This is a genomic window from Pedobacter sp. TM02 (assembly GCF_059705275.1).
The window spans coordinates 2,882,665-2,907,049 of the sequence record NZ_AP046530.1 but is presented as its reverse complement, the minus strand read 5'-3'; the positions used below and the strand labels follow the sequence as shown (position 1 = coordinate 2,907,049).

Below are 24,385 nucleotides of genomic sequence, written 5' to 3'. Positions count from 1 at the left end.
ACTAGTTCATTGGGCTGGAACTGCCAACTGCTAATCACCAACTGTAAACCGATCATGCATTAAATCAAATTCTTCAGGTAATCAAAAGTAGTTTCGAAGAAAGTAGAGATATTGAGCCCGTTGCTGTAGCTGAAGAAGAAGAAAATCAGCAACAGAATAATGGCGATATAAATGAAGCGCTTAAAGGCAAAGGCCAGAATAATAATAATCAAAGGGATAACGATCAAGAATATCCTGCTGATGGTAAATGGATTGAGGTCGCCGTCTTTTTTGTACACATACAACAGTTTGCTGTGCGTGCCATTGTCGTTTTGGTGCTTGATGTACACAAAAGTAGATTTGTCGATTTGCAGGGGAATAACGGCTACGCCGCCGTTAAAGCTCAGCGATTGGGTAAAGCCACTGATGCTGAACGTATAAACGCCATTGATGTTTTCTATCGGGTTGCCTAACGAATCGGCAGCGATAATGGCCAGCTTGCTATTTTTGAGCAGGCTTTCCTTGACCAAGAAATTATTAATATCGGTATGCTGGGCAAAGCAGGTGCCCGAAATAAAAAGCAGCAAAGCAGCAAGCAGGTTTTTCATGTCTAATGTTAAAGCCAGTTATTCTAAAGATCGTTTGTTGTAGATGAGATACCCTAAATGTAGCAAAACGCCGTTTCTTTTTACAGGATCGTCGTATAAATTATAGCTGAGGCTTATGGGGCCAACAGGGGTATGGTAAACCAATCCGGCGGTACCCGCATAATGCCAGCGCCTAAAAGCTTTTGCATATTTTACCTCCTGCAGCCCGGTTTGTTCAAATTCCTTGTAAGGCAGGAACAGGTAGGCCTCCAGTCGCAAATCGAGGTTTCTTTTAATGTTGAATACATTTTTGAGGCCTCCTGCGGCATAGCTTGTTGCTCTGAACTTTTCAAGAAAAAGCGATCTGCTGTCTTGAAGCGGATAAAAAGCCGGCGCAGCCAGCAAGGTGGCATAGTAGTTGAAATATCGCGGCTGCGAAGAAATTACGCCTTCTACCAAATAGCCTAAGGTATAATGTTTGGTATGGAAAAAGTAATGTTCGTCGCTCAGCTTCAGGTGAAACCATTCCCTAAAAGTACGCGCTATTTCCAGGCTGTTCGCAAAGCTGGTATTGCTTCTGAAAATGTTTCCAGGTGTATAGTTTTCCTTGCCGGTAGTAAAGTTTACGCTGAAAAAAAAACTGTGGCCACGGTCGGCATATTGCTTACGGTTCAGCGAGTTCTGCTCAAAAAGTACGCTTGTTCTCAGGCCGTTAAAAACAGTCCTGTCCAACACATCGCCAACCTGAAAAGTATTGGTAGGGCTGTAGCTGTCGTTGTTGTTGATAAACGAGCCGATCAGGGTAATCCTGGCATTGCGGTTTAAAGGCATGCCCAGTTTGAGGTCTATTTTCCTGTCGCCTTGTTCTACATAGGTAGGATGGGGGTTTTCGATAAAAATTTGACTGGTATTGTAATAGTTCCAGTGGTTGTAGGTCAGTTCGGTAGCCAAAAACAGGGGCAGGCCAGAAGGATAGTCGACACGGCCACTTAGCTGGGCCGATTCGTAAAACCTGCCCGAATAGAAGTTGGCCCCAAAAGTATAGGCCTTGCGGTTAAGATAATTGTACTGCAGACCCAAATAAACATTGCTGATCGGCCTTGAAGAGATATTGCCTCCAAAATCGATCTTGAAGCTTTTTTTAGGTCGGGCTACAATTTCGAAAGTATAACTATCCGTAGCCGGATTGTAGCTTATTTTGGGATAGACGGTTTCAAAAGTCTCGTCGGCCACCAGTTTATAATAGCCCCTTTTGATATCGGTGAGGTTAAAGGTAGCCTGGTCGCTTTTAAAAAGCCTTTCAATATACTTTTTCTGTTGAGAGTTTACGCCCGAAACCACCACGTTGCTAAAAATCATGTCGGGTTTGCGCTGGTTAAATTCCATGCGCTTGGTCAAGAGTTCTTGGGTGCCTACTCTTCTGGCAATCTTGTTTTTAATGCTTTCCATTTCGGCCATGGTTGCATCGTAGCCACGTTTGATGAGCTCGGCTACAGGTACAAAATTGGTCGAGTTGAAATTGGCAAGGTCTGGCTGGATGTAGGTGCCGTTTTCGCCTACCAGGGTAGAGTCGGACTTGGCCAAAAACATATATACCAAAAAACGGTTCAATAGGCGGTCGTCGTTTTTGGGATATTCGTTAAATGTTTTTGACGATACGTTTGCGCCGATAATGAAATCGGGATTGAACTCCTTTTTCATCACATCGGCCGGAAAGTTGTTGTAAATTCCGCCGTCAAATACATATTTGTCAGCCAGTTTAATGGGCCGATAAATCAGGGGTACCGTCATGGTAGCCCGCACGGCTTCGGCCAAATTGCCCTTGCCCACCGTAATGCTTTGTTGCGAAAGCACATCAGATACCATGCAGCGATAAGGCACAAAAAGCTGGTCGAAATTGTCTTTTGAAATGGCCGAAGCCTGCGAAAACAACTCCATCAGCGCAAAATTAAGCGGGATGTCGTTAATAAGGTTAGACCTGAAACTCAGCCTCAGGCTGGTATCTATCGAAAGCTTGGCGGTAAGCACTGAAGCATTTGGACTTGTTTTTTGAAAATAATAGCTGTAATCGCTTTTGTAACGGCCGTTTACCCAATCCTGAAAATCCGAGCTCAAGGCAATTTTCTCCATTTGGCTTGGCGAGTAGCCTGCGGCATACATGGCCCCTACAATGCCACCCATCGAAGTGCCGGTAATGTAGTCGATCGGAATGTGGTTTTCTTCCAAGGCCTTTAAGGTGCCAATATGGGCAAGTCCCTTGGCGCCGCCGCCGCTAAGTACCAGGCCAACTTTTTGCGCCTGGGCTTGCAGTGCCAAAAGTATGAAGAGCAAAACATATAGTTTTTTAGGGTTCATCACCCTATAAAAATATTGTTTTTCTTTCAAATTAATTCAAAAGCGAGATGGAATAGGTTAAATAAGACGCAAAGCTGACCCAAAGAATATAAGGCACAAAGAGCCATCCCGCCGTTTTGTCTATGCGGTAAAAGATAAAGGCATTGATGATGATGGTTAACAACAAAAGGCCGATTTCTATCAATGCAAAGCCGATTTGGTGCTGATAGAAGAACAGAAAAGACCACATGAGGTTAAGCAGCAGCTGCAGCGCATAGATGCCGATTGCCCATGAATAGCCCATGGCGGTTTTGCGTTTTTTCCAAACCAGGTACGAAGAAATGCCCATCAAGACATAAAGCAGGCTCCAAACTGGGCCAAAAACTGCGTTGGGCGGATTAAAAGCAGGCTTGTTGAGGGTCAAATACCAGGTTTTGACTGAATCAAGCGTAAGCATACTGCCTAAAAAACCAACAAACAGAGGAATAAAAAGGCAGATCAGGAAAGGAACAAATTGGAATTTACTGGTTTTCTTGGGCATGAGCTAGTTTTAATTGGTTTACAATTAACAAATCAAAAGAGTTGTTGTTTTGTAACAAAATTGAAAATTAATCGAGCCAGATTAGGGGATGCCTTACGGGTAAATTTCTAATGATTTCCTCGTTTTTGGGGTTGTGCTCGGCCACTTTCCAGGTGTTTAGCCAATCTCGCTGCTGATAGGCCATGGCACCAAACAAAACCGACGGCTGGGCTACCGGCCAGCTTTCCCAATGCATGACGTCTTTGGGATAAGGCCATTTGTCTTTGTTGGCCAGAAAAGGATAGAGAAAAGAGATTCCTTTTTTAATCCCAAGGCCATCGCTGGTTTCGTAGTTCCATAAATTATCTTGCGATGTGCTCAATAACTGGCAAATGGTTGCCATGGCATCTAAATTGAAAATCGAATAGCCATAAGGCTTAGTTCTTTTAAGTTCTAAAGGCAAGCTTCCATCGCTTGCCATTTGCTGAGGTAGGATTACCGTTTTGTAACGTCCCTTGCAAAAATCGATGAGTTGCTGGTTATGGGTAAATTTGGAAAAGCAAGCTACTTGCATTACCCAGCAAGTGCCGTGGTTGTTTTTGGCGTTCATTTCGTCTTTGCCATAGGGATGTGTAACGAGCCAATCCAAATATTGGGCAAACCAGCTTTTAGCACCCTTTAGGGTTTGTTGCGGCAAAGCCTTTGATTTTTGCATGGCCAATATGCCTTGTACTACTTCCATCAATTGTATGGTATCGATAATGCCAATGCCACGCCCCGTGGCAACGCCTTTTATGGCCTGGGCATATAATAAGTTGGGATTCATTTTGGTAGCTTCGTCAACAAACCAGGCGTTGAGATGTACAACGGCCTGTTTTACATATTTATCATCCCCGGTAAGCCGGTAGGCCGATGCCAAAGCGCCTATAAGCTGGCTAAACCTGATCATGGCCTGCCGATGGGCCACAAAATTCTGCGGGTTGGTGAGCCCGTCTTTTTGGATATAAGGTCCGTTTGGGTTTTCGGGGTTTGGCCACCAATAGTCGCCTTCCGAATAAAAGTCGTGCAAACCACCGCTGCTCCTTTCGGCACGAAAGGCGGTAACGGTAATCGGTTTTTGCTGCATGGCCCAGCTGGCTTCTTTTAAAACCTGTTGGCGTAGCGTAGCTGTAAGCTCGTCTTTAAAATCGTCGGCTTTAAAACTGCTGCAAACCAAACCAACTGCAATTAAAATTGTTAGGTAAAATCTACTGAAACTGAGCTTCGGCACAAAAGATGAAACAAATTTCATTTTATGGGTTTTTTGGTAGGCCATGAATAAAAATGCGTATATTTCGTAAATATCTAATTAATTAAGTTAAAAGAAAAATAGCCCTTTTTCGGCATATCAACCAATGAACTATAAGCACCTTCAGGAAGAAGTTGAAAAACACGTGCTCGCTTATTTCAGTACGCACCACGACGAAAAACTTGTTTACCATAACCTAGATCATACCCGAGATGTGGTCAAAGCCACCACGCAGATTGCCAATCACTACCAGCTCAACGACAAGGATTTTTTTATTGTTTATACTGGAGCTTGGTTTCATGATACCGGCTATTTTGAAGCGCCCACCAGCCATGAGCAGAAAAGTGCGGAATTAGCCGGCAACTTTTTGAAGGAGCATGAGGTGCCGGCAGACGTGCGGGATGCCGTGGCGCAGGTGATCTTATCTACCAAAATGCCCCAAAAACCAACCAATCAGCTCGAAAATATTCTATGCGACGGCGATCTTTTTCACCTGGGTGGCGAAAATTTCAGGAAAAAGGGCAAGCTCATGCACAAGGAAATAGAACTGCTTTATAATAAGCACATCAGCAAGATAGAATGGCGTAAAAAAGACATTGCCTTTCTCGAAACGCATCACTACCATACCGATTACTGCAACCTGCTGCTCAACGATCAAAAGGCCAAAAATATAGCTAAGCTCAAAGCTAAGTTGGTTGAAGATGAAGCCGAACAAGGTTTGGCCAATACCAATGAATTGGTTGCCAATGAAGAGCCAAAACAAGAAAAACTGCGTAAAAATAAAGACAAGGAAAGGCCTGACAAAGGTATCGAAACTATGTTTAGGATTACCTCGGGCAATAACCAGCGCCTGAGCGATATGGCCGATAATAAATCGCAGTTGCTCATTACCGTTAATTCCATCATTCTTTCGCTTATTGTGAGTTTGGTGCTCAGAAGACTCGAAGACAATGCTTTTCTCATTGTGCCTACCTTTATTTTGCTCATGGTGGCGCTTTCGTGCATTATTTTTGCCATTTTGGCTACCAGGCCTTCCATTCCAAATGGGGTGTTTACCGATAACGACCTCGATCGCAAAAAGGTAAACCTGCTTTTCTTTGGCAATTTTTATAAAATGGCTTTGCAGGATTATTCGAGAGGGATGATCAAGGTGATGAACGATAAGGAATTTTTGTACGGCACGCTCATTACCGATGTGTACTCGCAGGGCGTGGTGTTGGGGCGCAAATACAAACTCTTGCGTACAGCTTATAACATTTTTATGTACGGATTGATTACTGCGGTACTCGCTTATGTAATTTCTTACGTCGCTTACGGTAAATTAGATTAAAAATGCCCGATACAAGAGTTGAAGATGCTTTTTTTGATAGAGATTTAAGCTGGCTTACCTTTAACCAAAGGGTATTGCAGGAGGCCGGAAGAACCACCGTTCCTTTGCTCGAGCGCATCAAGTTCCTTTCTATTTATTCGTCAAACCTCGACGAGTTTTACCGCGTGCGCATGCCGGTACTTTTGGCCTTGGCCAAACTAAGCAAAAAGGAAAATAACAGCGTTAAGGTAGACCAAAGCCTGCTCGACAGGGCCAACGAAGCCATTCAGTTGCAACAACAGGAATATGGCAGGATCTTAAAAGCAAACATTATTCCCGAATTGAAGAGCCACCACGTGCAGCTCATCTACGACGAAAAAATACCAGCCCAACTGGATGAAGAAATAGAACGCTACTTTTTGAGCCAGGTATTGGCTTTCTTGCAACCGGTTAACCTGGCCGAGGCCAAATCTTCTTTCTTTCCCAACAACAACGAGCTTTACCTGTTGATTAACCTGACCATAGGCACACAGGAAAAGACTTTTATCCTGAACATCCCATCCAATGAGCTGCCTCGCTTTTATAAAGTGGTCAAAGGCGATGAGACTTTCATCGTATTTTTAGATGATATCATCAGGTGCAACCTCAAGCGCTTGTTTAAAGATGCAACCATTACAGGCTGTTTTAGCTTTAAGATTACCCGTAATGCCGAAATCGATCTTAAAGACGAGTATGCGGGCAATTTAGCAGAGCAGATTGAAAAACAGTTGCAAAAACGCGATTTTGGTTTGGCAACCCGGTTTCTGTACCAGCCAGGCATTCCACAGGCTACCCTTAATTTGCTGACCGATAAGCTGAATCTGCAAAATGCCAACCTGGTTGAGGGCGGCTGTTACCACAACCTGAAGGATTTTTCTTCGTTTCCGGTCAGCATCGCCAGTTTATCCAATGTTTCGTGGCCTAAAATCGCCTATCCGCCTATTGTAAAAGACCAGTCTATTTTCGATCAGATTTTGGCCAGAGATATCCTCATCAATCCGCCATATCAATCGTACGACAGTGTATTGCGCTTTTTTAACGAGGCGGCCACCAATGCCAACGTAGAGGAAATTTATGTAACCCTTTACCGTGTGGCCAGCGATTCGAAAATTGTAAATGCCTTGATCAGCGCCGCCAAAAACGGTAAAAAAGTTTTTGTATTGGTCGAGCTCAAGGCCCGTTTTGACGAAGCCAATAACATTAAATGGGCTAAGAAAATGAAAGAGGCCGGTGTAACAATCATTTACAGCGTAACCGCGCTAAAAGTACATGCCAAAATTGCACTGGTTAAAAGGAAAACTGGTTTAAGAACAGTTTATACCGGACTTTTTGCCACCGGAAACTTTAATGAAACCACGGCCAATTTTTATACCGACCACATCCTCATGACGGCCCATCAGGGCATGTTGCGCGAAATGGAACTGGTGTTTATCTTCCTGGCCAAAAGAGAAAAGCCAACCAATCCCGACCTGATCAGGTTTAATTACCTCTTGGTAGCCCAATTTAACCTGCAACAAGCCTTTTTGGCTTTGATAGAACGTGAAATAGCCGAAGCCCAACAGGCCAGGCCAGCTTCAATCATCATTAAATTAAACAATCTCGAAGAGAAAATACTCATTGGCAAACTGTACGAAGCTTCGCAGGCCGGTGTAAAGATACAGCTCATTGTAAGGGGGATTTGCCGGCTCGAACCCGGTGTAAAAGGCCTGAGCGAAAACATTACGGCCAGAAGAATTGTTGACCGCTACCTGGAACATGGCAGGATATTTGTCTTCCATAATGGCGGTAAGGAGGAGATTTATTTGGGCTCGGCCGATTGGATGAACAGGAATATTTACCGTCGCATTGAAGTTTGTTTCCCGGTTCTTGACCAAGAAATCAGGGATGAAATTAAATCGGTGATTAACCTGCAGCTGGCCGATAATGTACAAGCCGTGGCTTTAGACAAAGACCTGAACAATGTTCCGGTTGTGACTAAAGGCGAGCCCGAACAGTCGCAATACCGTATTTATCAATTTTTAAAGAGTAAGTATGAAAAATAGCATCGTAAAAGGATATCAACTGCTATGGCTGGCACTGGCCTCTTTGGCCACCATGCAGCTGTCGTGCGCACAAACCAAAAGCAAGGGGCCGGCAAGTCCTCCGGGATACGACCTGAGCAAACCCCAAAAATATAACATGCCCGATGTGCTGCAGGAAATATCTGGAATTGCCTTCAATAAAGGCGATAACAAGATGGTTTATGCCGAACAAGACGAAGAGGGCAAGATTTTTCGCCTGCCTTTGGGTACTAAAAACGAGAGTGCCACCAAGTTTGCCGGCAAAGGCGATTATGAAGATATTGCCATTAGCCAAGGCTGGGCCATTCTGTTAAAAAGCAATGGCCATTTATATACTTTTCCGCTAAGCGAAACCCAAAAGCCCGAAGCAGCCAACGTACAAAAATTAGAGAACATGTTGCCAAAAGGCGAGTACGAAGGCATGTTTGCCAACCAAGCCACCGGCGATTTGTATGTGCTTTGCAAAGACTGTAAAACAGATCGTGGCAAAAAACAGGCAAGTGGTTATATTTTCTCGCTCCAAAAAAATGGCACCGTCAAACCTAAAGGCACTTTTGTGGTCGATGCCAGTCAAATAGATAAATTATCGGGCAAAAAAAAGGGTGCTTTCCATCCTTCGGCGCTGGCCATGAACTTGCAAACCAACGAGTGGTATATTGTTTCGAGTGTAAACAAGGCGCTTATCGTAACCGATGCCAAGTGGAAAATCAAGAACGTGTATCATTTAAGTTCCAATATATTTAACCAGCCCGAGGGCATTGCCTTTGACAAGGATAACAACCTGTACATCTCTAACGAAGGCAGCGAAACCCAACAAGGCAATATTTTGAGGTTCGATTATAAAAAACCTTAAATTTATAGCCACAACCATTTTTCGTTAACGTTCAAATAGCCAGCATGTTGAAGAAAGTTACCCTATTTGTTTTTTTATTGTTTGCAAGCTTGTTTGGCCTGGCCCAAGAAGAGGTAAAGTATCGTGTTATTTTAATTGGCGATGCGGGCGAAATGAATGCCGGTCAGATGGAATCGCTTAAAAATGCGGCCAAGCATGTGATCAAAGGCAAAACAACCACGCTTTATTTGGGCGATAACATTTACCCTACGGGAATGGCGATTCCGGGGTTTGGCGACGAACAGGAAACCATCAAGATCTTGCAGTCGCAATTTCAGCCTATGCGCGATGCAGGCGCTGCGGTTTTCTTTGTGCCGGGCAACCACGACTGGGACAAATCTGGTCCCAATGGCTTGGCTAAGATCAAAAGGCAGAGCGAATACCTCGAATCGCTGGGCGATCCTTTGCTCAAACTCATTCCGTCCAACGGCTGTCCAGATCCCATTGCCATCAGGCTAACCGATAAACTCACCATTATTGCCTACGACAGCGAGTGGTGGCTTTTTCCCTACAATAAACAAAATCCGGCGGCCGATTGCGATTGCCAAACCAAGGATGCGGTAATTGCCCGCATGAACGACCTGATGGAGCAGAACCGCGACCGGATGATTTTGCTGGCTTCGCACCATCCGTTTCAGAGCTATGGTGCGCATGGCGGTTATTTTACCTGGCGCAACCATTTGCTGCCCTTAACCTTGCTCAACAAAAACCTGGTTATTCCTTTGCCAGTTATCGGTTCGGTTTATCCTTTCCTGCGCTCTACTTTGTTAAGTCCTGAAGATTTGAACCACCCGCTGTACAAAGACATGATCAAAAGCGTGAACAGTGTTTTCGGCGAGAAGCCCAATGTGGTTTATGTGGCGGGGCATGAGCACGGCCTGCAGCTGATCAAAGGCAAGCAATTGCAGCTTGTAAGTGGAGCCGGTTCAAAATGGTCGCCCAATAAAAAAGGCAAAAATTCGCTTTTTCACGAGTACCGCCAAGGCTATGTCATTGCCGATCAATTGCTCAACAATGATATGCGCTATGATTATTATGTATATGCCGATACCGGTGTGGTCAAGGTTTTTAGCTATACCCAGCCTTACAAAGAGGTGGCAGCGGCCAAAAAGAATGAGTACAAGGTCATTAAAGCCGACAGCATCAGCATCAAAGTGCATCCTGCTTACGATAGTGTGGGTAAATTTCACCGCTTTTTATTCGGCGAAAACTACCGCAAAGACTACGCCATGGAAACCAAATTTCCGGTGTTGCGTATTTCAGAGTTTAAAGGAGGTTTAAAACCTACGCAATTGGGTGGTGGCAACCAGTCGCGTTCGTTAAGACTCGAAGATAAAAATGGTAAGGAATGGGTGCTCAGGAGCGTGGAGAAATACCCAGAAGTATTGTTGCCACAGGGATTGAGAAATACGTTTGCCAAAGACATCCTGAAAGACAACATGTCGGCCCAACACCCTTTTGGCGCCCTGGTGGTGCCGCCGTTGGCCGAAGCCGTAAACGTGCCTCACAGCAATCCGATGATCGCCTGGGTATCGCCCGACCCTAACTTGGGCGACTATATGAATGCTTTTGCCAACACGCTTTGCCTGCTCGAGGAGAGGGAGCCGCTGGGGAATTCAGACAATACAACCAAAATGTTCAAAAAGCTTGACGACGATAATGACAACACCTACGATGGGGCTTTGTTGTTGCGCGCGCGTGCGTTGGATGTGATGTTGGGCGATTGGGACCGGCATGAAGACCAATGGCGTTGGAAGCCTGAGAAAGGAGAAAAAGGCTCGAAATACCTGGCTGTTCCAAGAGACCGCGACCAGGTTTTCTTCAGTTCGGATGGCTTGATTCAGCGTTATGCCCAGGGTTCGTCGTTGTTGCCGATGATGCAGGGTTACGAACGCAACATTAAACGCATCAACTGGTTTTTATGGGAAGGAAGGGCCATGAACAGCCGTTTGCTTTCGCAGTTTAGCGAAGCCGAATGGGACCAGATCATCAAGGATTTTTGCGCCAAGCTTACCGACGATGTGTTGGAACAGGCCTTGCGCAGGTTGCCTGAACCTAATTATACGTTGCGCCACGACCAGTTTCTGAAGCAAATGAAAGCGCGTCGTGCGGCCTTACCGGCAATGATGAACGAGTATTATCATTTTTTTAACCGCATTGTCGATATCCAAACCAGCAACAAAAACGAACGGGTAGTGATTACCGATTCTGCCGATCAGCACCTGAACATCCAGATTCATAAAATTGCCAAAGACGGCGATATCAAAGAAGAGATCTTTAGCCGCACCTTCGATCCGAAGGTGACCAAGGAAATCAGGTTGTACGTAAAAGATGGCAACGACAGCGTGATCTTGAACAACAAAACCTCCAACATCAAACTGAGGATCATTGCCGGAGGAGGCAAAAAAATCTACGATGTGCAAAACGCCAGCAGGAGCGTGCAGCTTTTTGGCCTCAAAAACAAGAAATCAACCTTTGAAGGCCATGATGTGGGCAAGCTCAACAAAATACTTGCTACCGATACGTCCAATGTGTCTTATTTGGGCAAAGACCTGTACAGCCGCTATTCGCTGTTGCTGAATGCCGGTTTTAATGTTGATGATGGCCTGTTGATGGGCCTGAATTATAAAATTACTAATCCAGGCTTCAGGAAACAGCCCTACGGCAACCAGCAAAACTTTTCGTTTTTGCACTCGTTTGCCACTTCGGCCTTCCGTTTCAACTACAGTGGCGATTGGCTACAAGCTGTAGGCAAGGCCGATTTGGTGTTGAAGGCCGATGCCTTTGCGCCAGACAATACCCAGAACTTTTTTGGCATGGGCAACGAAACCCCGTTTAAGAAATCTGGCAACGAAGTGAAGTATTACAGGGCCAGGTTCAACATCTACCAAGCTGAGGCATCGCTGAGGTGGCGCAGGCCGAAATCGACCTTCACCGTGGGACCTATTTTTCAGTTTTATAAGTTTGACCGAGAAGACAATGCAGGCAGATTTATCAACAACACGTCACAATTGCACTCTTATGATAGTTTAACCGTTGATAAAGACAAACTTTACACCGGCGTAGCAGTCAACTTTATCAATAATACCCGCGACAACGAGATTTTGCCGACACTAGGCAGCTACACCGATTTTAAACTGGTGGGCTACAAGAGCCTGAACAAATATGCCAGTTCCTTTGTACAGTTTACGGCGAATATTTCCCTGTACAAGAACTTGGACGGCAGGGCTAAATTGGTATTGGCCGATCGTTTTGGAGGCGGTATAACCATTGGCAAGCCCTCGTTTTACCAAACCTTGTTTTTGGGCGGACAGGGCAATTTGTTAGGCTACAGGCAGTTTAGGTTCTCTGGTCAGCATAGTTTTTACAATAACTTGGAGCTGAGGGCCAAACTGGGCGATTTTGTAAGCTACGTGCTTCCGGGCCAGGTAGGCTTATTAGGATTTTATGATGTAGGCCGCGTTTGGAAAACCAACGAAACATCAGATGTATGGCACCATGGCGTAGGTGCCGGCGTATATTTTGCCCCAGCATCCCTAACCATTTTTAGGTTGGTGATGGGCTATTCGAAAGAAGGATGGTATCCTTACGTTTCGATGAACTTTAGATTTTAGTTAACTAGAGATGAAACGCAAGTTCCATCCGGCCATAAAAAATTGAAATACTCGGATGAATACCAATATTATTCAGATCAACAGAAATGAATGCGTAGGCTGCCAGGTAGAATTTACCTTGTCGTTCAGGCCTTTGATTGCCTACCTCAAAAACAGGCTGAAAACCGAACAGACCTTAAAGGCAGAGTTTTATCGCTTTTTGCTCGAAAAGATAGAACGCGAAGAAGCGTTGAGAAACGACATCCAAGTAGAAGAACTGGGCAAATACAAAGATACGCTCGAACTGATTTTTACCATTCTAACGCCTTTAATGGCCAATGAAAAAGACCTGTTCTGGGCATTGAGTACACCCGTGCCCGACAAGATTTTTTTCAGTACCGATTCTTTTTACGATTTTCTTTCCTTCCAAATCGAAGAAAAACGCCAAAACGGAGAGGAAAATCCCGCATCCAAAGAAAAGCAGCAGATGCAGTTTATCTACCGGATGATTTTGGAAAGATTTTACAATTATACTTCCATTTCGCGACACGAAATCCTGCACTCGTACACCAATCCGAAAACACACCTTACCCAGTACTACAACATCAATGCCGATACCCAGTTTATCGACATCCAGTACGATGGTGAACTGCCCGAACTCAATTTTGAGCAGGTAGCCAGCCTCATTCAAGACGGTACCGAGATTGAGCTCCTGCAAAAGATTTTGCCACTCAGCAAATTCAGGTTCGATGGCTTTACGGTAATTTCGCTAAGCGATGTGACCCTGCAACATGCCATTGATGGCATCCGCAATGCCCTGGTTAACCATACCTACGAAAACGAGGCCTATGAGCATGTAATACAGGCCTTGAAAACCTTGGCCGGCGATGGACATATCGAGTTTGGGTTATTGCCTTTCTTGGTGGTAAATGGCAAATTTGTGTTCGACAACGAGCAGAATTCGCAAAGTATCCTGCTCAATTCGGGCAAAAAGTACAATTTGCAGGAAGAATCGTTTTATGCTTTGGTAAAAGAATACCAGCATAACCCACGGCCAGTATTTTTCAATAACCTCGACGATGAAAAGATACAGCGATTCCCCTTTCTCGAGGTATTGAGGAAAAACGGAATCCACTCTTATTCATTCCTCCCTGTTTTTTACAACAACCAGCTGGCCGGAGTATTGGAAATCTACTCGACCGAAAGCCTGGAAGTGGATGAGAAATTGCTGTCGCGCTTGCACTCGGCCATGCCTTTGCTGGGCCAGTTGCTGCAATACCGTATCGAAGAATTTAACGCCAAAATGGATGCCGTGCTGAAAGACAAATTCACGGCCCTGCAACCTTCGGTACAATGGAAGTTTAACCAGGTAGTATGGGATTTCGTGAAAATGAGCAAGGAAAAAAAGAAATCGGTTGAAATAGAAACGGTTACTTTCAAAGACCTTTATCCGCTGTTTGGTGCCATAGACATCCGCAACTCGACGGTAGAGCGCAATTTTGCCCTGAAGGAAGACCTGAAAGTGCAATTGACAATGCTGATTGAAAGCCTGAATGGTTTAAGAGCCATTGTTTCGCTCGATTTGATCGATAAGATTTTGTTCAACTGCAAGGATTGGCTCAAACGTATCGAAGATTTCATCAGTTCGAGCGAAGAGGCCCTGTTCAACGAATTTTTGGAGCTGGAAGTTTATCCGGTATTGAAGCATATTGAAAAAGGCCACCCACAAGCTGTGGCCTTGGTGCAGCAATATTTTGCCACCATCAACCCTGCAAACGGTATTGCTTTCGAAAACAGGAGAACGCTCGAAACCTCTATGCAGTTTATCAATACGTCGGTAAGCGAATATTTAGACGAAGCGCAACAGGCCCTGCAGGCTACCTATCCCTGCTATTTTGCCAAATTCAGGACCGATGGGGTAGAATACGACATCTACATCGGGCAGGATATTGCGCCCGACATCCCTTTTGATTTGTTGTACCTTAAAAATATCCGCCTGTGGCAATTGACGGCTATGGTAGAAGTGGCACGTTTAACCAATGGATTGGTGAGTCAAATGCCAAGAGCTTTGCTGACTACACAGTTGATTTTTGTGCATTCAAATCCTATCGATATCAGCTTCAGGAACGACGAGCGCAGGTTCGACGTAGAAGGCGCCTATAACATCCGCTATGAAGTGGTGAAGAAAAGGATAGACAAGGTTTTGGTAAAGGGTACCAATGAGCGCCTGACCCAGCCCGGTAAAATCGCTTTGGTTTACTTCAATGCCTATGAGGCCAACGAATACTTGGAGTATATCAAGTACCTGCAGGAGCAGGGTTTCCTGAACAACGACCTCGAAACCCTGGAGCTGGAAGAACTACAAGGCGTAAGCGGACTCAAGGCACTGAGGATAGGGGTAAACTACATGGCCTGCGATTTTTACGATGAGCAGTGGACCAAACTGAAAAAGACCATCAAAAAGAGCCCCTTGAAAAAGGAAAGCGCTTAGTCTATTTTAATTTTTCTCGGTGAGTCGGTTTCGTCATCTCAGCTAGGATATTCGCAATCCCGACAAGGGGTAAGAATGTCTTTTGAGCTAGATAGTTCACTGATGCCAAGAAAATTTTTAATCAAAAAACCTCATTTCAAACCTCTAATTATACATTTCAATTTATCTGACAAATAAATGATACGCCGTTTCAAAATCCTTTCTACATTTGCTTAACGGTGTTAGATTATTTTATGTCATTTAACCGGCCATGGGAAGTAAAGAAAGAATCCAGCGACAAAAAGAAGATACCCGCAAAGGGATATTGGATGCCGCTTTGCAAATTGTAAGGCAGGAGGGTTGGAATGCGCTGAGTATGCGTAAGATTGCAGATGCCATCGAGTATACCGCGCCGATTATTTACGAGTACTTTCCCAACAAAGAGGGTCTGTTGATAGAATTAACCCGGCAAGGCTATGCCATCTTGGGCCAGAAAATCAAAAAAGCCCAAGACAGCGAAACCGAACCCGCCAAGCAATTGGAAGCCATGTGGATGGCCTACTGGGAATTTGCCTTCAATTGCAAGGAAATGTACCAGCTGATGTACGGTGTTGACATGAACTGCTGCGAGCTCAAAAAATCGTTGCCTGAAGCAGAATATACAACCAAGCTTTTTTCAGATGCCATTGCAAAGCTCGTGACCAAAGAGCCACAACCAGATGACCTCATCTGTTTAAAATATTATACTTTTTGGTCGGTTATACACGGCCTGATATCGATCAACCTAACACAAAAAGGGACCAACGAGGAAATTAATCAGCAGATTTTGAGGGGCGCCATTCAAGCGATCATCAGAACCATCAACGATTAAAATTTTTTTGGCCTTTACTTAACGCTGTTAGATTAATTTATTAACGTAAAATAAACATTAAAATCCCAATAATCATGAAATATATCTCCAATTCCACTTCTTTACTTAACAATGTTAAGTTGTCTAACTATGTTAGATTTTTTGCTTTGGCTTTAACCTTGTTCTTGGCAAGCTGTTCGGGCAAACAAGAGCAGGCCCAAGTTGCCCAAGCTCCATCATTACCGGTCATTACCATTAGCCAAGGCTCTCAAGAAACATTTATAGATTATCCGGCTGCCATTGAAGGCGCGGCCGATTTGGAAATCCGTCCGCAGGTTTCGGGTACCATAGACCGTATTTATGTAAACGAAGGCCAATTGGTAAGGAAAGGCCAATTGTTGTTCCAAATTTCGCCATTGCCCTTTAAGGCGCAATTAAATAATGCCAAAGCCGCTTTACAGGCTGCACAGGCTGCGGTATTGAACGCACAGTTGGAAATAGACAAGCTTACTCCATTGGTGCAAAACAAAGTGGTATCTGCTTTCCAATTGCAAACTGCAAAAACTGCACATCAAATCGCGCTAGCTAATGTTGAACAGGCCAAAGCCAGCGTAAACAATGCCCAAATCAACTTAGCCTATACCGAAATTAAAGCTCCAATTAGCGGTTATATTGGTCGTTTGCCTAAAAAACAAGGCAGTTTGGTGGGACCGTCAGATCCAGAGGCTTTAACCAACCTTTCTGATGTACACGAAGTCCATGTGTATTTCTCTTTGGCTGAAACCGATTTTATCAATTTCAATGCTAAATACGAAGGCAATTCGGTAAACGACAGGCTGAAGCATTTGCCTCCGGTTTCGTTGGTGTTGGCCGATCAGACTTTATATCCCGCCAATGGCAAAATAGACATGGTTGATGGCCAGTTCGACAAAACTACGGGCGCCATTACCCTAAGAGCCAGTTTCCCGAATGCCAAAGGCGTGTTAAGATCGGGTAATACCGGCAAGGTAAGGCTAGGAATGGCGCATAACAACGTGCTGTTGGTACCGCAAGCGTCTACCATCGAAATACAGGATAAAGTATTTGTATATGCCGTTGGCAAAGACAACAAGGTAAGTAAACGCCCTATTAAGGTACTGGGCACAAGCGGTACCAACTATTTAATACAAGATGGCCTAAAATCGGGCGAGCAGATTATTGCCAAAGGCTTCGAGAGCTTAAAAGAAGGCGACTTGATCCAGCCAGAAATCAGCAAACCCGTAACGGCCTACAACGCTACAAAATAAGAAAAAATCATGTTCAAAATATTTCTAAACAGACCGGTACTCGCTACGGTCATTTCTATCCTATTGGTTATACTTGGGGTTTTGGGACTATCTAAATTGCCCTTGCAACAGTTCCCCGATATAGCGCCTCCTGCAGTTCAGGTTATGGCTTTCTACCCCGGTGCCAATGCCGAAACGGTATTGCGCTCGGTAGCGCCGTCGTTGGAAGAATCTATCAACGGTGTCGAAAACATGAGCTATATGAGCTCTACGGCCAGTAACGACGGCTCGTTGGTCATTACCGTTTATTTTAAACTGGGCACCAATCCCGATCAGGCGGCTGTAAACGTACAAAACCGCGTGGCCCAAGCCACCAGCCAGTTGCCTGCCGAGGTCGTACAAGCAGGTATTACCACAGCCAAGCAACAAAACAGCTTGATTATGGTGGTTGATTTGTTTACTGATGATGAGCAGAACTACGACCAGACTTTCTTGGCCAACTATGCCCAAATCAACATCATTCCTGATATTAAACGTATACCAGGGGTAGGCTCGGCAACCATTTTTGGAGGCAACAAAGATTACTCCATGCGTATCTGGCTCAATCCTTCGAAAATGGCGACTTATAACTTGACGCCAAAAGAAGTGATGGGCATTATCCAGGATAAGAACCTGGAAGCGGCGCCTGGCAAATTCGGCGAGAGCAGCCGAGAAGCTTTCGAATATGTGATTACCTACAAAGGCAAGCTTAACAAACCAGAAGAATATGGCGATATGGTAATCAAAGCCAATCCTGATGGTTCGGTATTGAGGTTGAAAGACTTGGCCAGAATTGAATTTGGGGCCTATTCGTACACTAACTTTACCCGGGTAAACGGCAAGCCTGGGGTTAACATCGGTATTGTGCAGCTGGCAGGTTCAAACTCGAACGAGATTCAGATCGCGATAGACAAGTTGATGCAAAAACTGTCTAAGGACTTTCCGAAAGGCGTAAAACACCTCATTTTATACAATACCAAATATTCGTTAGACCAGTCTATCGATCAGGTTATCCACACCTTGATCGAGGCGTTTATCTTGGTGTTTATTGTAGTGTTTGTGTTCCTGCAGGATTTCAGGTCGACCCTCATTCCAGCCATAGCGGTGCCGGTGGCCATTTTGGGAACTTTCTTCTTCATGTGGATTTTTGGTTTCTCTATCAATCTGCTTACCCTGTTTGCATTGGTGTTGGCCATTGGGATTGTGGTAGACGATGCCATTGTGGTTGTAGAGGCGGTTCATGCCAAAATGGAACACCGGCATTTGCCTCCTAAAGCGGCAACGGCTTCGGCCATGAGCGAAATTACGGGTGCCATTATTTCCATCACCCTGATCATGTCGGCGGTATTCCTGCCGGTAGGCTTTATGGAAGGCTCAACCGGGTTGTTCTACCGGCAGTTTGCCTTTACCCTGGCTATTGCGATTGTGATTTCGGCGGTAAATGCCTTAACCTTGAGCCCTGCTTTGGCGGCCTTGTTCTTGAAAGAACACAATCCGGCTGCGGGAGAAAAGAAAACCTTTAAGCAAAAGTTCTTTGCTGGTTTTAACTCGGGTTTCCAGAAAATTACCGATCAGTATACCAATGGCCTTAAATTTTTAATCAAGTTCCGTTGGGCTACCATGGTAGCACTGCTTGCGGTAATTGTGGCTACAGGCGTGATGATTAAGCGTACGCCATCGGGCTTTATTCCTTCAGAAGACCAGGGCTTTATCGCTATTTCGCTGTCGATGCCGGCTGGTGCTTCGCTTGACCGTACCACGGAGGTTATCAAACAGTTGGAAAGCATTTTGGGATCGATGGAATCAAAGCAAACCTTAATGGGGCTTTCTGGTTTCAACATGCTCACCCAGTCGTCGAGCCCTTCGTCGGGTGTGGCTTTTGTGTTGCTCAAACCCACCAAAGAGCGCGGAAAAATCAAGGATATCGATGGTATTATGGGCGAGGTAAGGCAAAAACTGGCCGCCATTAAAGGAGCCAATTTCTTTGTGTTCACATTTCCAACCGTACCGGGTTTCAGTAACATCGATGGTTTGGATATCGTATTGCAAGACAGGACGGTAGGCAAATTGGACAAGTTTAGCGAGGTTTCGTCTAATTTTATTGGCGAGTTGATGAAACGCCCGGAGATTGCGGTAGCCTTTACCTCGTTCAGGTCGGATTACCCGCAATTGGCCATGGAACTTGACGAGGTTAAAGCGGCCCAGTTGGGCGTAAGCGTTCGTGATATTTTGCAAACCATGCAGGCCTATTTTGGTAGCGCCCAAACTTCCGATTTCAACCGTTTTGGCAAATACTATCGCGTGGTGGTACAGGCCGATCAGGAAGACAGGGCCAACCCGGCGGCTATGGATGGCGTATTTGTGAAGAACAATAGGGGTCAAATGGTGCCTATCAACACCTTGGTTAAATTGAGCAGGGTGTACGGGCCAGAAACGGTGTCGCGTTACAACTTGTTCAGTTCTATTGGCCTCAATGCCATTGCCAAACCGGGCTATAGCTCTGGCGATGCCATTAAAGCGGTAGAGGAGGTAGCCGCCAAGCACTTGCCGGGTGGTTATAGCTACGAGTTTTCGGGCATGACCAAAGAAGAGATTTCTTCGGGTGGCCAATCGGTGGTTATTTTTATCCTTTGCCTGCTGTTTGTTTATTTCTTGCTGTCGGCACAGTACGAAAGCTATATCCTGCCTTTTTCGGTTATCCTGTCTATTCCTACCGGTATATTTGGCGTGTTTGCGGCTATTGGTTTTACAGGAATCTCTAACAATATTTATGTGCAGGTAGCCTTGGTGATGCTGATTGGCTTGCTGGCCAAAAACGCCATCCTGATTGTTGAGTTTGCCATCCAGCGCCGAAGAGCCGGACAAACCCTGCTGTCGTCGGCATTGGAGGCCGCCAAGTTGCGCTTACGCCCGATTATCATGACTTCTTTGGCTTTTATTGTAGGAATGATCCCGATGATGAGGGCTACAGGTCCATCGGCATTGGGTAATCACTCCATCAGTATCGCGGCAGCCGGTGGTATGCTTTCGGGAGTACTGCTTGGTGTGTTCTTTATTCCGGTACTTTTTATCCTCTTCCAGTTTTTACAGGAAAAAATTACGGGTGTGCCTACCAATGTACATCCCGAAGAAAATCATCATTTAGTTCACGATGGAAAATAACCAAACTACAACGCAAGAGCCTTCGCTACTCGAAGAGTTTTTGCCCCTCGTTTCTTCATGGTTGAAGAAATGGTATAACTAAAATGAGTGGAAGGCACGGTTTTGACAACTGTGCTTTCCATGGCAATAATTCAGAACGATATAATGAACCATCATGATTTTACCCAAACCCGAAGGGGAATGATCCTAAAAACATGGTGGCTTCATCACCGTTGAAATAATAGATAAACAGATGAAAACATTTATAAATGGCTTTTTAGCCTTGCTGATTTTGGCTGCAAGCAGCTGTAGCCTCACCAAAAACATCGCCAACCCCATTAAGGATGTACCGATGAACTTTAGGGATGGAAATACAGATACCAGCAGCATTGGTGCTTTGCCGGTAAAGGATTTTTTTGGTACGCCAGCCATCCGCAATCTGATTGATAGCGCTTTGCTGCGAAACATCGACCTGCAAATGGCCTTGAAAAATATCGAGGCCTCTGAACTGATGCTGCAAAGGGCAAAAATGGGCAATGTGCCTCAACTGAATTTGCAAATTACGGCCAATTCTAATCGCCCATCGGACAATAGTTTGAATGGATTGAGCACCTCGCAATTTTTGAAGACCAGTCATATCGAAGATTTTAATGCCAACCTCGGCTTAAGCTGGGAAGCTGATATCTGGGGCAAGATCAAAAAACAAAAAGAAGCCGCTTATGCCGGTTACCTGCAATCGGCCGAAGTAAAGAAAGCGGTGCAGACCCGTATTGTGGCAGAAGTGGCTATGGGTTTTTATCAATTGCTGATGTTGGATGCGCAATTAAAAGTTGCGCAAAAGAATATCGAATTGAATACAAGCACACTTAAAATGATCAAAATGCAATTCGATGCGGGGCAGGTAAGTTCGTTGGCCATTCAGCAGGCCGAAGCCCAATTGTTGAGCGCTACCCAATTGATTCCGCAGATTACCACAGCCATCAGCATTCAAGAAAATGCGCTGAGCGTATTAACCGGCAAGTTTCCAACAGCTATTGAACGCGCAGCTACTTTAACGGAGTTAACCGTTCCCGATCAGTTGGCGGTGGGTGTGCCGGCAAATTTGTTGCGCATCAGGCCCGACGTAAAAAGTATGGAATTAGGATTGAGGATCGCCAATGCCAAAGTAGGCATAGCCAATGCCATGATGTACCCCAGCCTAACCATTTCGGCTAGTGGTGGCTTAAATTCTTTTAAGGCCAGCAATTGGTTTAACATTCCGGCATCGCTGTTTGGCGTAGTAGGCGGTGGCATTACACAGCCTATTTTTCAGCGCAAGGAACTGAAAACCCAGTTCGAACTGGCTAAAATAGAAAGAGAGAAATCGGTATTGCAGTTTAGGCAGACCGTAATTGGGGCGGTGGCCGAAGTTTCGAACGAACAAGCTAGGCTCATCAACCTCAAAAATGAATATGCTACGGTGCAAACCAGGGTGCAGACCTTACAGCTGGCCGTTAAAAACTCAGACCTGTTGTTTAAAAGCGGCATGGCCAATTATTTGGAAGTGATTACAGCTCAAGGCAACCTATTGAGGGGCGAATTGGATCTGACCACGATCAAAACAGCACAGCTGAATGCCGGTGTGGCTTTATACCGTGCACTAGGTGGCGGTTGGCAATAGGTATTGAGTTATCCATATAGTTAAAACCATAGCTTTTCGCTATGGTTTTTTGTTTAATGCGGGGTTAATTAAACTCTAAATAGTCCTAAGCTTTAAAAATGGCTTTGATGAGTGGTTTTTTCTGTCTTGAAATTGGGATTTTGGCATGGTCGGGTTCCATGATCAGGTAGCCCGAATCTTCATTCAAAATACTCTTCACATGTTTCTTGTTCACCAAATGCGATTGGTGGCAACGGATAAAGCCATAGGGTGTCAGTAGTTCTTCGTACTCGTAAATCGGTCTTGAAATGAGCAACGAGGTGCCATCGGTTAAATAGAAGCTGGTATAATTGTTCGATGATTCGCACCTGACAATAGCTTTAATTGGGGTTAGGAAAGTTTCTCTCTGGGTAGGCAAGCCAATTTTTTCGTTTTCATCCAGTTGTTGCCTGTCGAGGAGCTGCATCAAATTTTCCAGGCGCGCATTTTTCTTCCTTTCCTTTACCGAGGCTTCAACTTTGCCCACCGCGGTTTTGAGCTCGGCGGCGTTAATAGGTTTGAGCAGGTAGTCTAAGGCCGAAAATTTAATGGCCATGATGCCATATGCATCAAAAGCGGTTACGAAAACCACTTCGAAGCCGGGTTCGCCGATCGATCTCAATAGGTCGAAGCCATTTTTTTCAGGCATTTGAATGTCCAGAAATACTACGTCGGGCTTGTTGGCCAGCAACAGTTCCTTGGCTTCGGCGGCACTGGTGGCCGAAGCCAGTACTTCAACCTGTGGACAATGTTGCGCCAAGAGCGCCTTAAGGTTGTCGTTATTGATCGGTTCGTCGTCTACTAGTATGGCGCTGATCATTGATTTATCCAGTTTTGAAAAGTGAAAATAGCAACTGTGCCTTGCTGTTTTTCAAAATTAAGCACAATTTTCTTTTCTCGATGCAGCTTGTTAATGGCCGAAATCCTATCGTAGGTTAATTGGAGCCCGTAGCCCATATGGCTATTGGCATTTGTCCACTGGCCATTGTCGCTGATGCTGATGCGTAGCGAATCGTCTTGGTCGTTGGTGTGGCAGCTGATTAGCAATAGGCCTTTGCTGCCTAGCGAGGCAATGCCGTGTTTGATGGCATTTTCGATCAAAGGCTGCAACAATAAGGTAGGAATTTCGATAATAGAAGCATTGCAACTGAGCGATAATTGGATTTCCCAAGTAAAATTATAGCGCAAGGCCTCTAACCGGATGTAGGTCTGCATCATTTCGAGCTCCTGATCCAAGGTGTTGAAAATTTGTTGTCCCTTGCTAAGGGTCTTCCGAAGCAGGCTGCTGAAATCCTGCAGGTAATCATTGGCTTCGGCAATACGGTTGGTGTTCATCAGCCCTTGGATAGAGCTCAGCGCATTGAAGGTAAAATGTGGGTTAAGTTGCGATTGCAACCTTAAAATGGACTGTTCGATTTCCTTTTGTTTTTTTTGCGAGCGCTTCACTTCGCCTTTCAATCGCCAAATAACAGCAATAGCCATAAACAAAATCAGCAAGCCTACAGCCAAACCATACACCAAGGGCAACTGATACCATTTGGCCTTTACTTGGATGTGATAGGAAAGGGTACTTTCGGGCTGGATATCGAAGTTGCAGCGCAACTCATAATCGGTATTGGCCGTTAACTTGGGCAACTGGATAGTTCTTCTGCCCAGAAAGCGCTCTTGCTTCCCGGTTTTCAAATTGGTTAAGGTGTAGTCCAAAGGTTGGTAGCGCAGGTCGTTGTTGTTTGCGGCGCGTACTTCGATTTTATCGGATGAAGCAGCTGCAAGCTGCTTGTTTTCGGAAACCGGTATGTTTTTTCCCTTTTTTCCAACAATGGCATTAAAGTGTATGGATGGAAATACCCTGATTCTTTTGATCGAATACCTTTTGACCAAGGTGTCGGTCTGATAGTCCAGGATATCTACATTAAAGACGTCGTTTACCCTTAAGTAGGCGGTACTCGTTTTTTGATCCTGAAGCCATAGTTTTAGTGGCTCATTAACCGGAGCAGGCATGGTTTGGCCATTGCTTGCAGCAAAATAGGTATGGTAATAGAGCTTGGCATTGCGCGAATAGCGGAGCAGATCAATGTCGGCTGTACTTCCTTGTTTCGAAAAATGGATGACGGTTCCCAGCTTATAGTCGATTGGACGTACATTGATAAAACCTCCGGCAAGGTAGATGTGATTTGTTTTTCCATGGTCTTTGCCAATAGACTTTTGGATTTGGCTCAGCAATATGCCTTCGGCAGAGAGGTAAAAGGCTGGCTTGTCTAATAGCGTAACCTGTGTTTGTGCGTAGCCCAATTGAGCACCAAGCAACAAGAACAAGATGACGATATGCTTTTTCATTTCT

Annotated in this window: 15 protein-coding genes; 9 read left to right on the top strand and 6 right to left on the bottom strand. The window is 45.0% G+C overall.

Annotation, left to right across the window (positions count from 1 at the left end):
• Positions 1-59: 59 nt before the first annotated feature.
• The 4 genes from AC6H1S_RS12360 to AC6H1S_RS12345 form a co-directional block, all read right to left on the bottom strand.
• The gene (locus tag AC6H1S_RS12360; RefSeq protein ID WP_199136633.1) at positions 60-587 is read right to left on the bottom strand and encodes a hypothetical protein; all 528 of its coding nucleotides are present in this window, start codon (positions 585-587) and stop codon (positions 60-62) included.
• Positions 588-605: 18 nt separating this feature from the next.
• Complete coding sequence (locus AC6H1S_RS12355) at positions 606-2,897, bottom strand: patatin-like phospholipase family protein (protein WP_497563802.1); 2,292 nt, start codon at positions 2,895-2,897, stop codon at positions 606-608.
• Positions 2,898-2,952: 55 nt separating this feature from the next.
• Positions 2,953-3,441, bottom strand: a complete 489-nt coding sequence (locus tag AC6H1S_RS12350; RefSeq protein ID WP_199136637.1) for a TspO/MBR family protein — start codon at positions 3,439-3,441, stop codon at positions 2,953-2,955.
• 67 nt (positions 3,442-3,508) lie between these two features.
• Positions 3,509-4,711: an alginate lyase family protein gene (locus AC6H1S_RS12345; RefSeq protein ID WP_497563801.1), complete on the bottom strand. Its 1,203-nt coding sequence runs from the start codon at positions 4,709-4,711 to the stop codon at positions 3,509-3,511.
• Positions 4,712-4,814: 103 nt separating this feature from the next.
• Between AC6H1S_RS12345 and AC6H1S_RS12340 the strand changes: the two genes are divergently transcribed.
• The 9 genes from AC6H1S_RS12340 to AC6H1S_RS12300 all read left to right on the top strand — a co-directional run bounded on the left by AC6H1S_RS12340 (position 4,815) and on the right by AC6H1S_RS12300 (position 22,026).
• The gene (locus AC6H1S_RS12340) at positions 4,815-6,038 is read left to right on the top strand and encodes a Pycsar system effector family protein (protein ID WP_199136642.1); all 1,224 of its coding nucleotides are present in this window, start codon (positions 4,815-4,817) and stop codon (positions 6,036-6,038) included.
• Positions 6,039-6,040: 2 nt separating this feature from the next.
• Entirely contained in the window at positions 6,041-8,098 is a 2,058-nt protein-coding gene (gene ppk1, locus AC6H1S_RS12335; protein WP_497563800.1) for a polyphosphate kinase 1, read from the top strand.
• A complete protein-coding gene (locus AC6H1S_RS12330; RefSeq protein ID WP_199136646.1) occupies positions 8,088-8,969 on the top strand; it encodes an SdiA-regulated domain-containing protein in 882 nt (293 codons plus the stop codon). Before ppk1 ends, AC6H1S_RS12330 begins: the two co-directional genes overlap by 11 nt.
• 44 nt (positions 8,970-9,013) lie before the next feature.
• Positions 9,014-12,622, top strand: coding sequence for a BamA/TamA family outer membrane protein (locus AC6H1S_RS12325; protein ID WP_497563799.1), 3,609 nt, complete (start codon positions 9,014-9,016; stop codon positions 12,620-12,622).
• 55 nt (positions 12,623-12,677) lie between these two features.
• Positions 12,678-15,092: a GAF domain-containing protein gene (locus AC6H1S_RS12320; protein ID WP_497563798.1), complete on the top strand. Its 2,415-nt coding sequence runs from the start codon at positions 12,678-12,680 to the stop codon at positions 15,090-15,092.
• Between the two features lie 250 nt (positions 15,093-15,342).
• Positions 15,343-15,942 (top strand): TetR/AcrR family transcriptional regulator, encoded by a 600-nt coding sequence (locus AC6H1S_RS12315; RefSeq protein WP_199136652.1) that lies wholly within the window; start codon positions 15,343-15,345, stop codon positions 15,940-15,942.
• 74 nt (positions 15,943-16,016) lie between these two features.
• On the top strand, positions 16,017-17,207 hold the full coding sequence (locus AC6H1S_RS12310; RefSeq protein WP_497563797.1) for an efflux RND transporter periplasmic adaptor subunit: 1,191 nt from the start codon (positions 16,017-16,019) through the stop codon (positions 17,205-17,207).
• Positions 17,208-17,216: 9 nt separating this feature from the next.
• Positions 17,217-20,387 (top strand): efflux RND transporter permease subunit, encoded by a 3,171-nt coding sequence (locus AC6H1S_RS12305; RefSeq protein ID WP_497563796.1) that lies wholly within the window; start codon positions 17,217-17,219, stop codon positions 20,385-20,387.
• A gap of 232 nt (positions 20,388-20,619) precedes the next feature.
• Positions 20,620-22,026 (top strand): TolC family protein, encoded by a 1,407-nt coding sequence (locus tag AC6H1S_RS12300; protein WP_497563795.1) that lies wholly within the window; start codon positions 20,620-20,622, stop codon positions 22,024-22,026.
• 85 nt (positions 22,027-22,111) lie between these two features.
• Here the strand turns inward: AC6H1S_RS12300 and AC6H1S_RS12295 are convergent, their stop codons facing one another.
• Both AC6H1S_RS12295 and AC6H1S_RS12290 read right to left on the bottom strand, forming a co-directional pair.
• On the bottom strand, positions 22,112-22,864 hold the full coding sequence (locus AC6H1S_RS12295; RefSeq protein WP_497563794.1) for a LytR/AlgR family response regulator transcription factor: 753 nt from the start codon (positions 22,862-22,864) through the stop codon (positions 22,112-22,114).
• Complete coding sequence (locus AC6H1S_RS12290; protein WP_497563793.1) at positions 22,861-24,381, bottom strand: sensor histidine kinase; 1,521 nt, start codon at positions 24,379-24,381, stop codon at positions 22,861-22,863. Before AC6H1S_RS12290 ends, AC6H1S_RS12295 begins: the two co-directional genes overlap by 4 nt.
• Between the last annotated feature and the right edge of the window lie 4 nt (positions 24,382-24,385).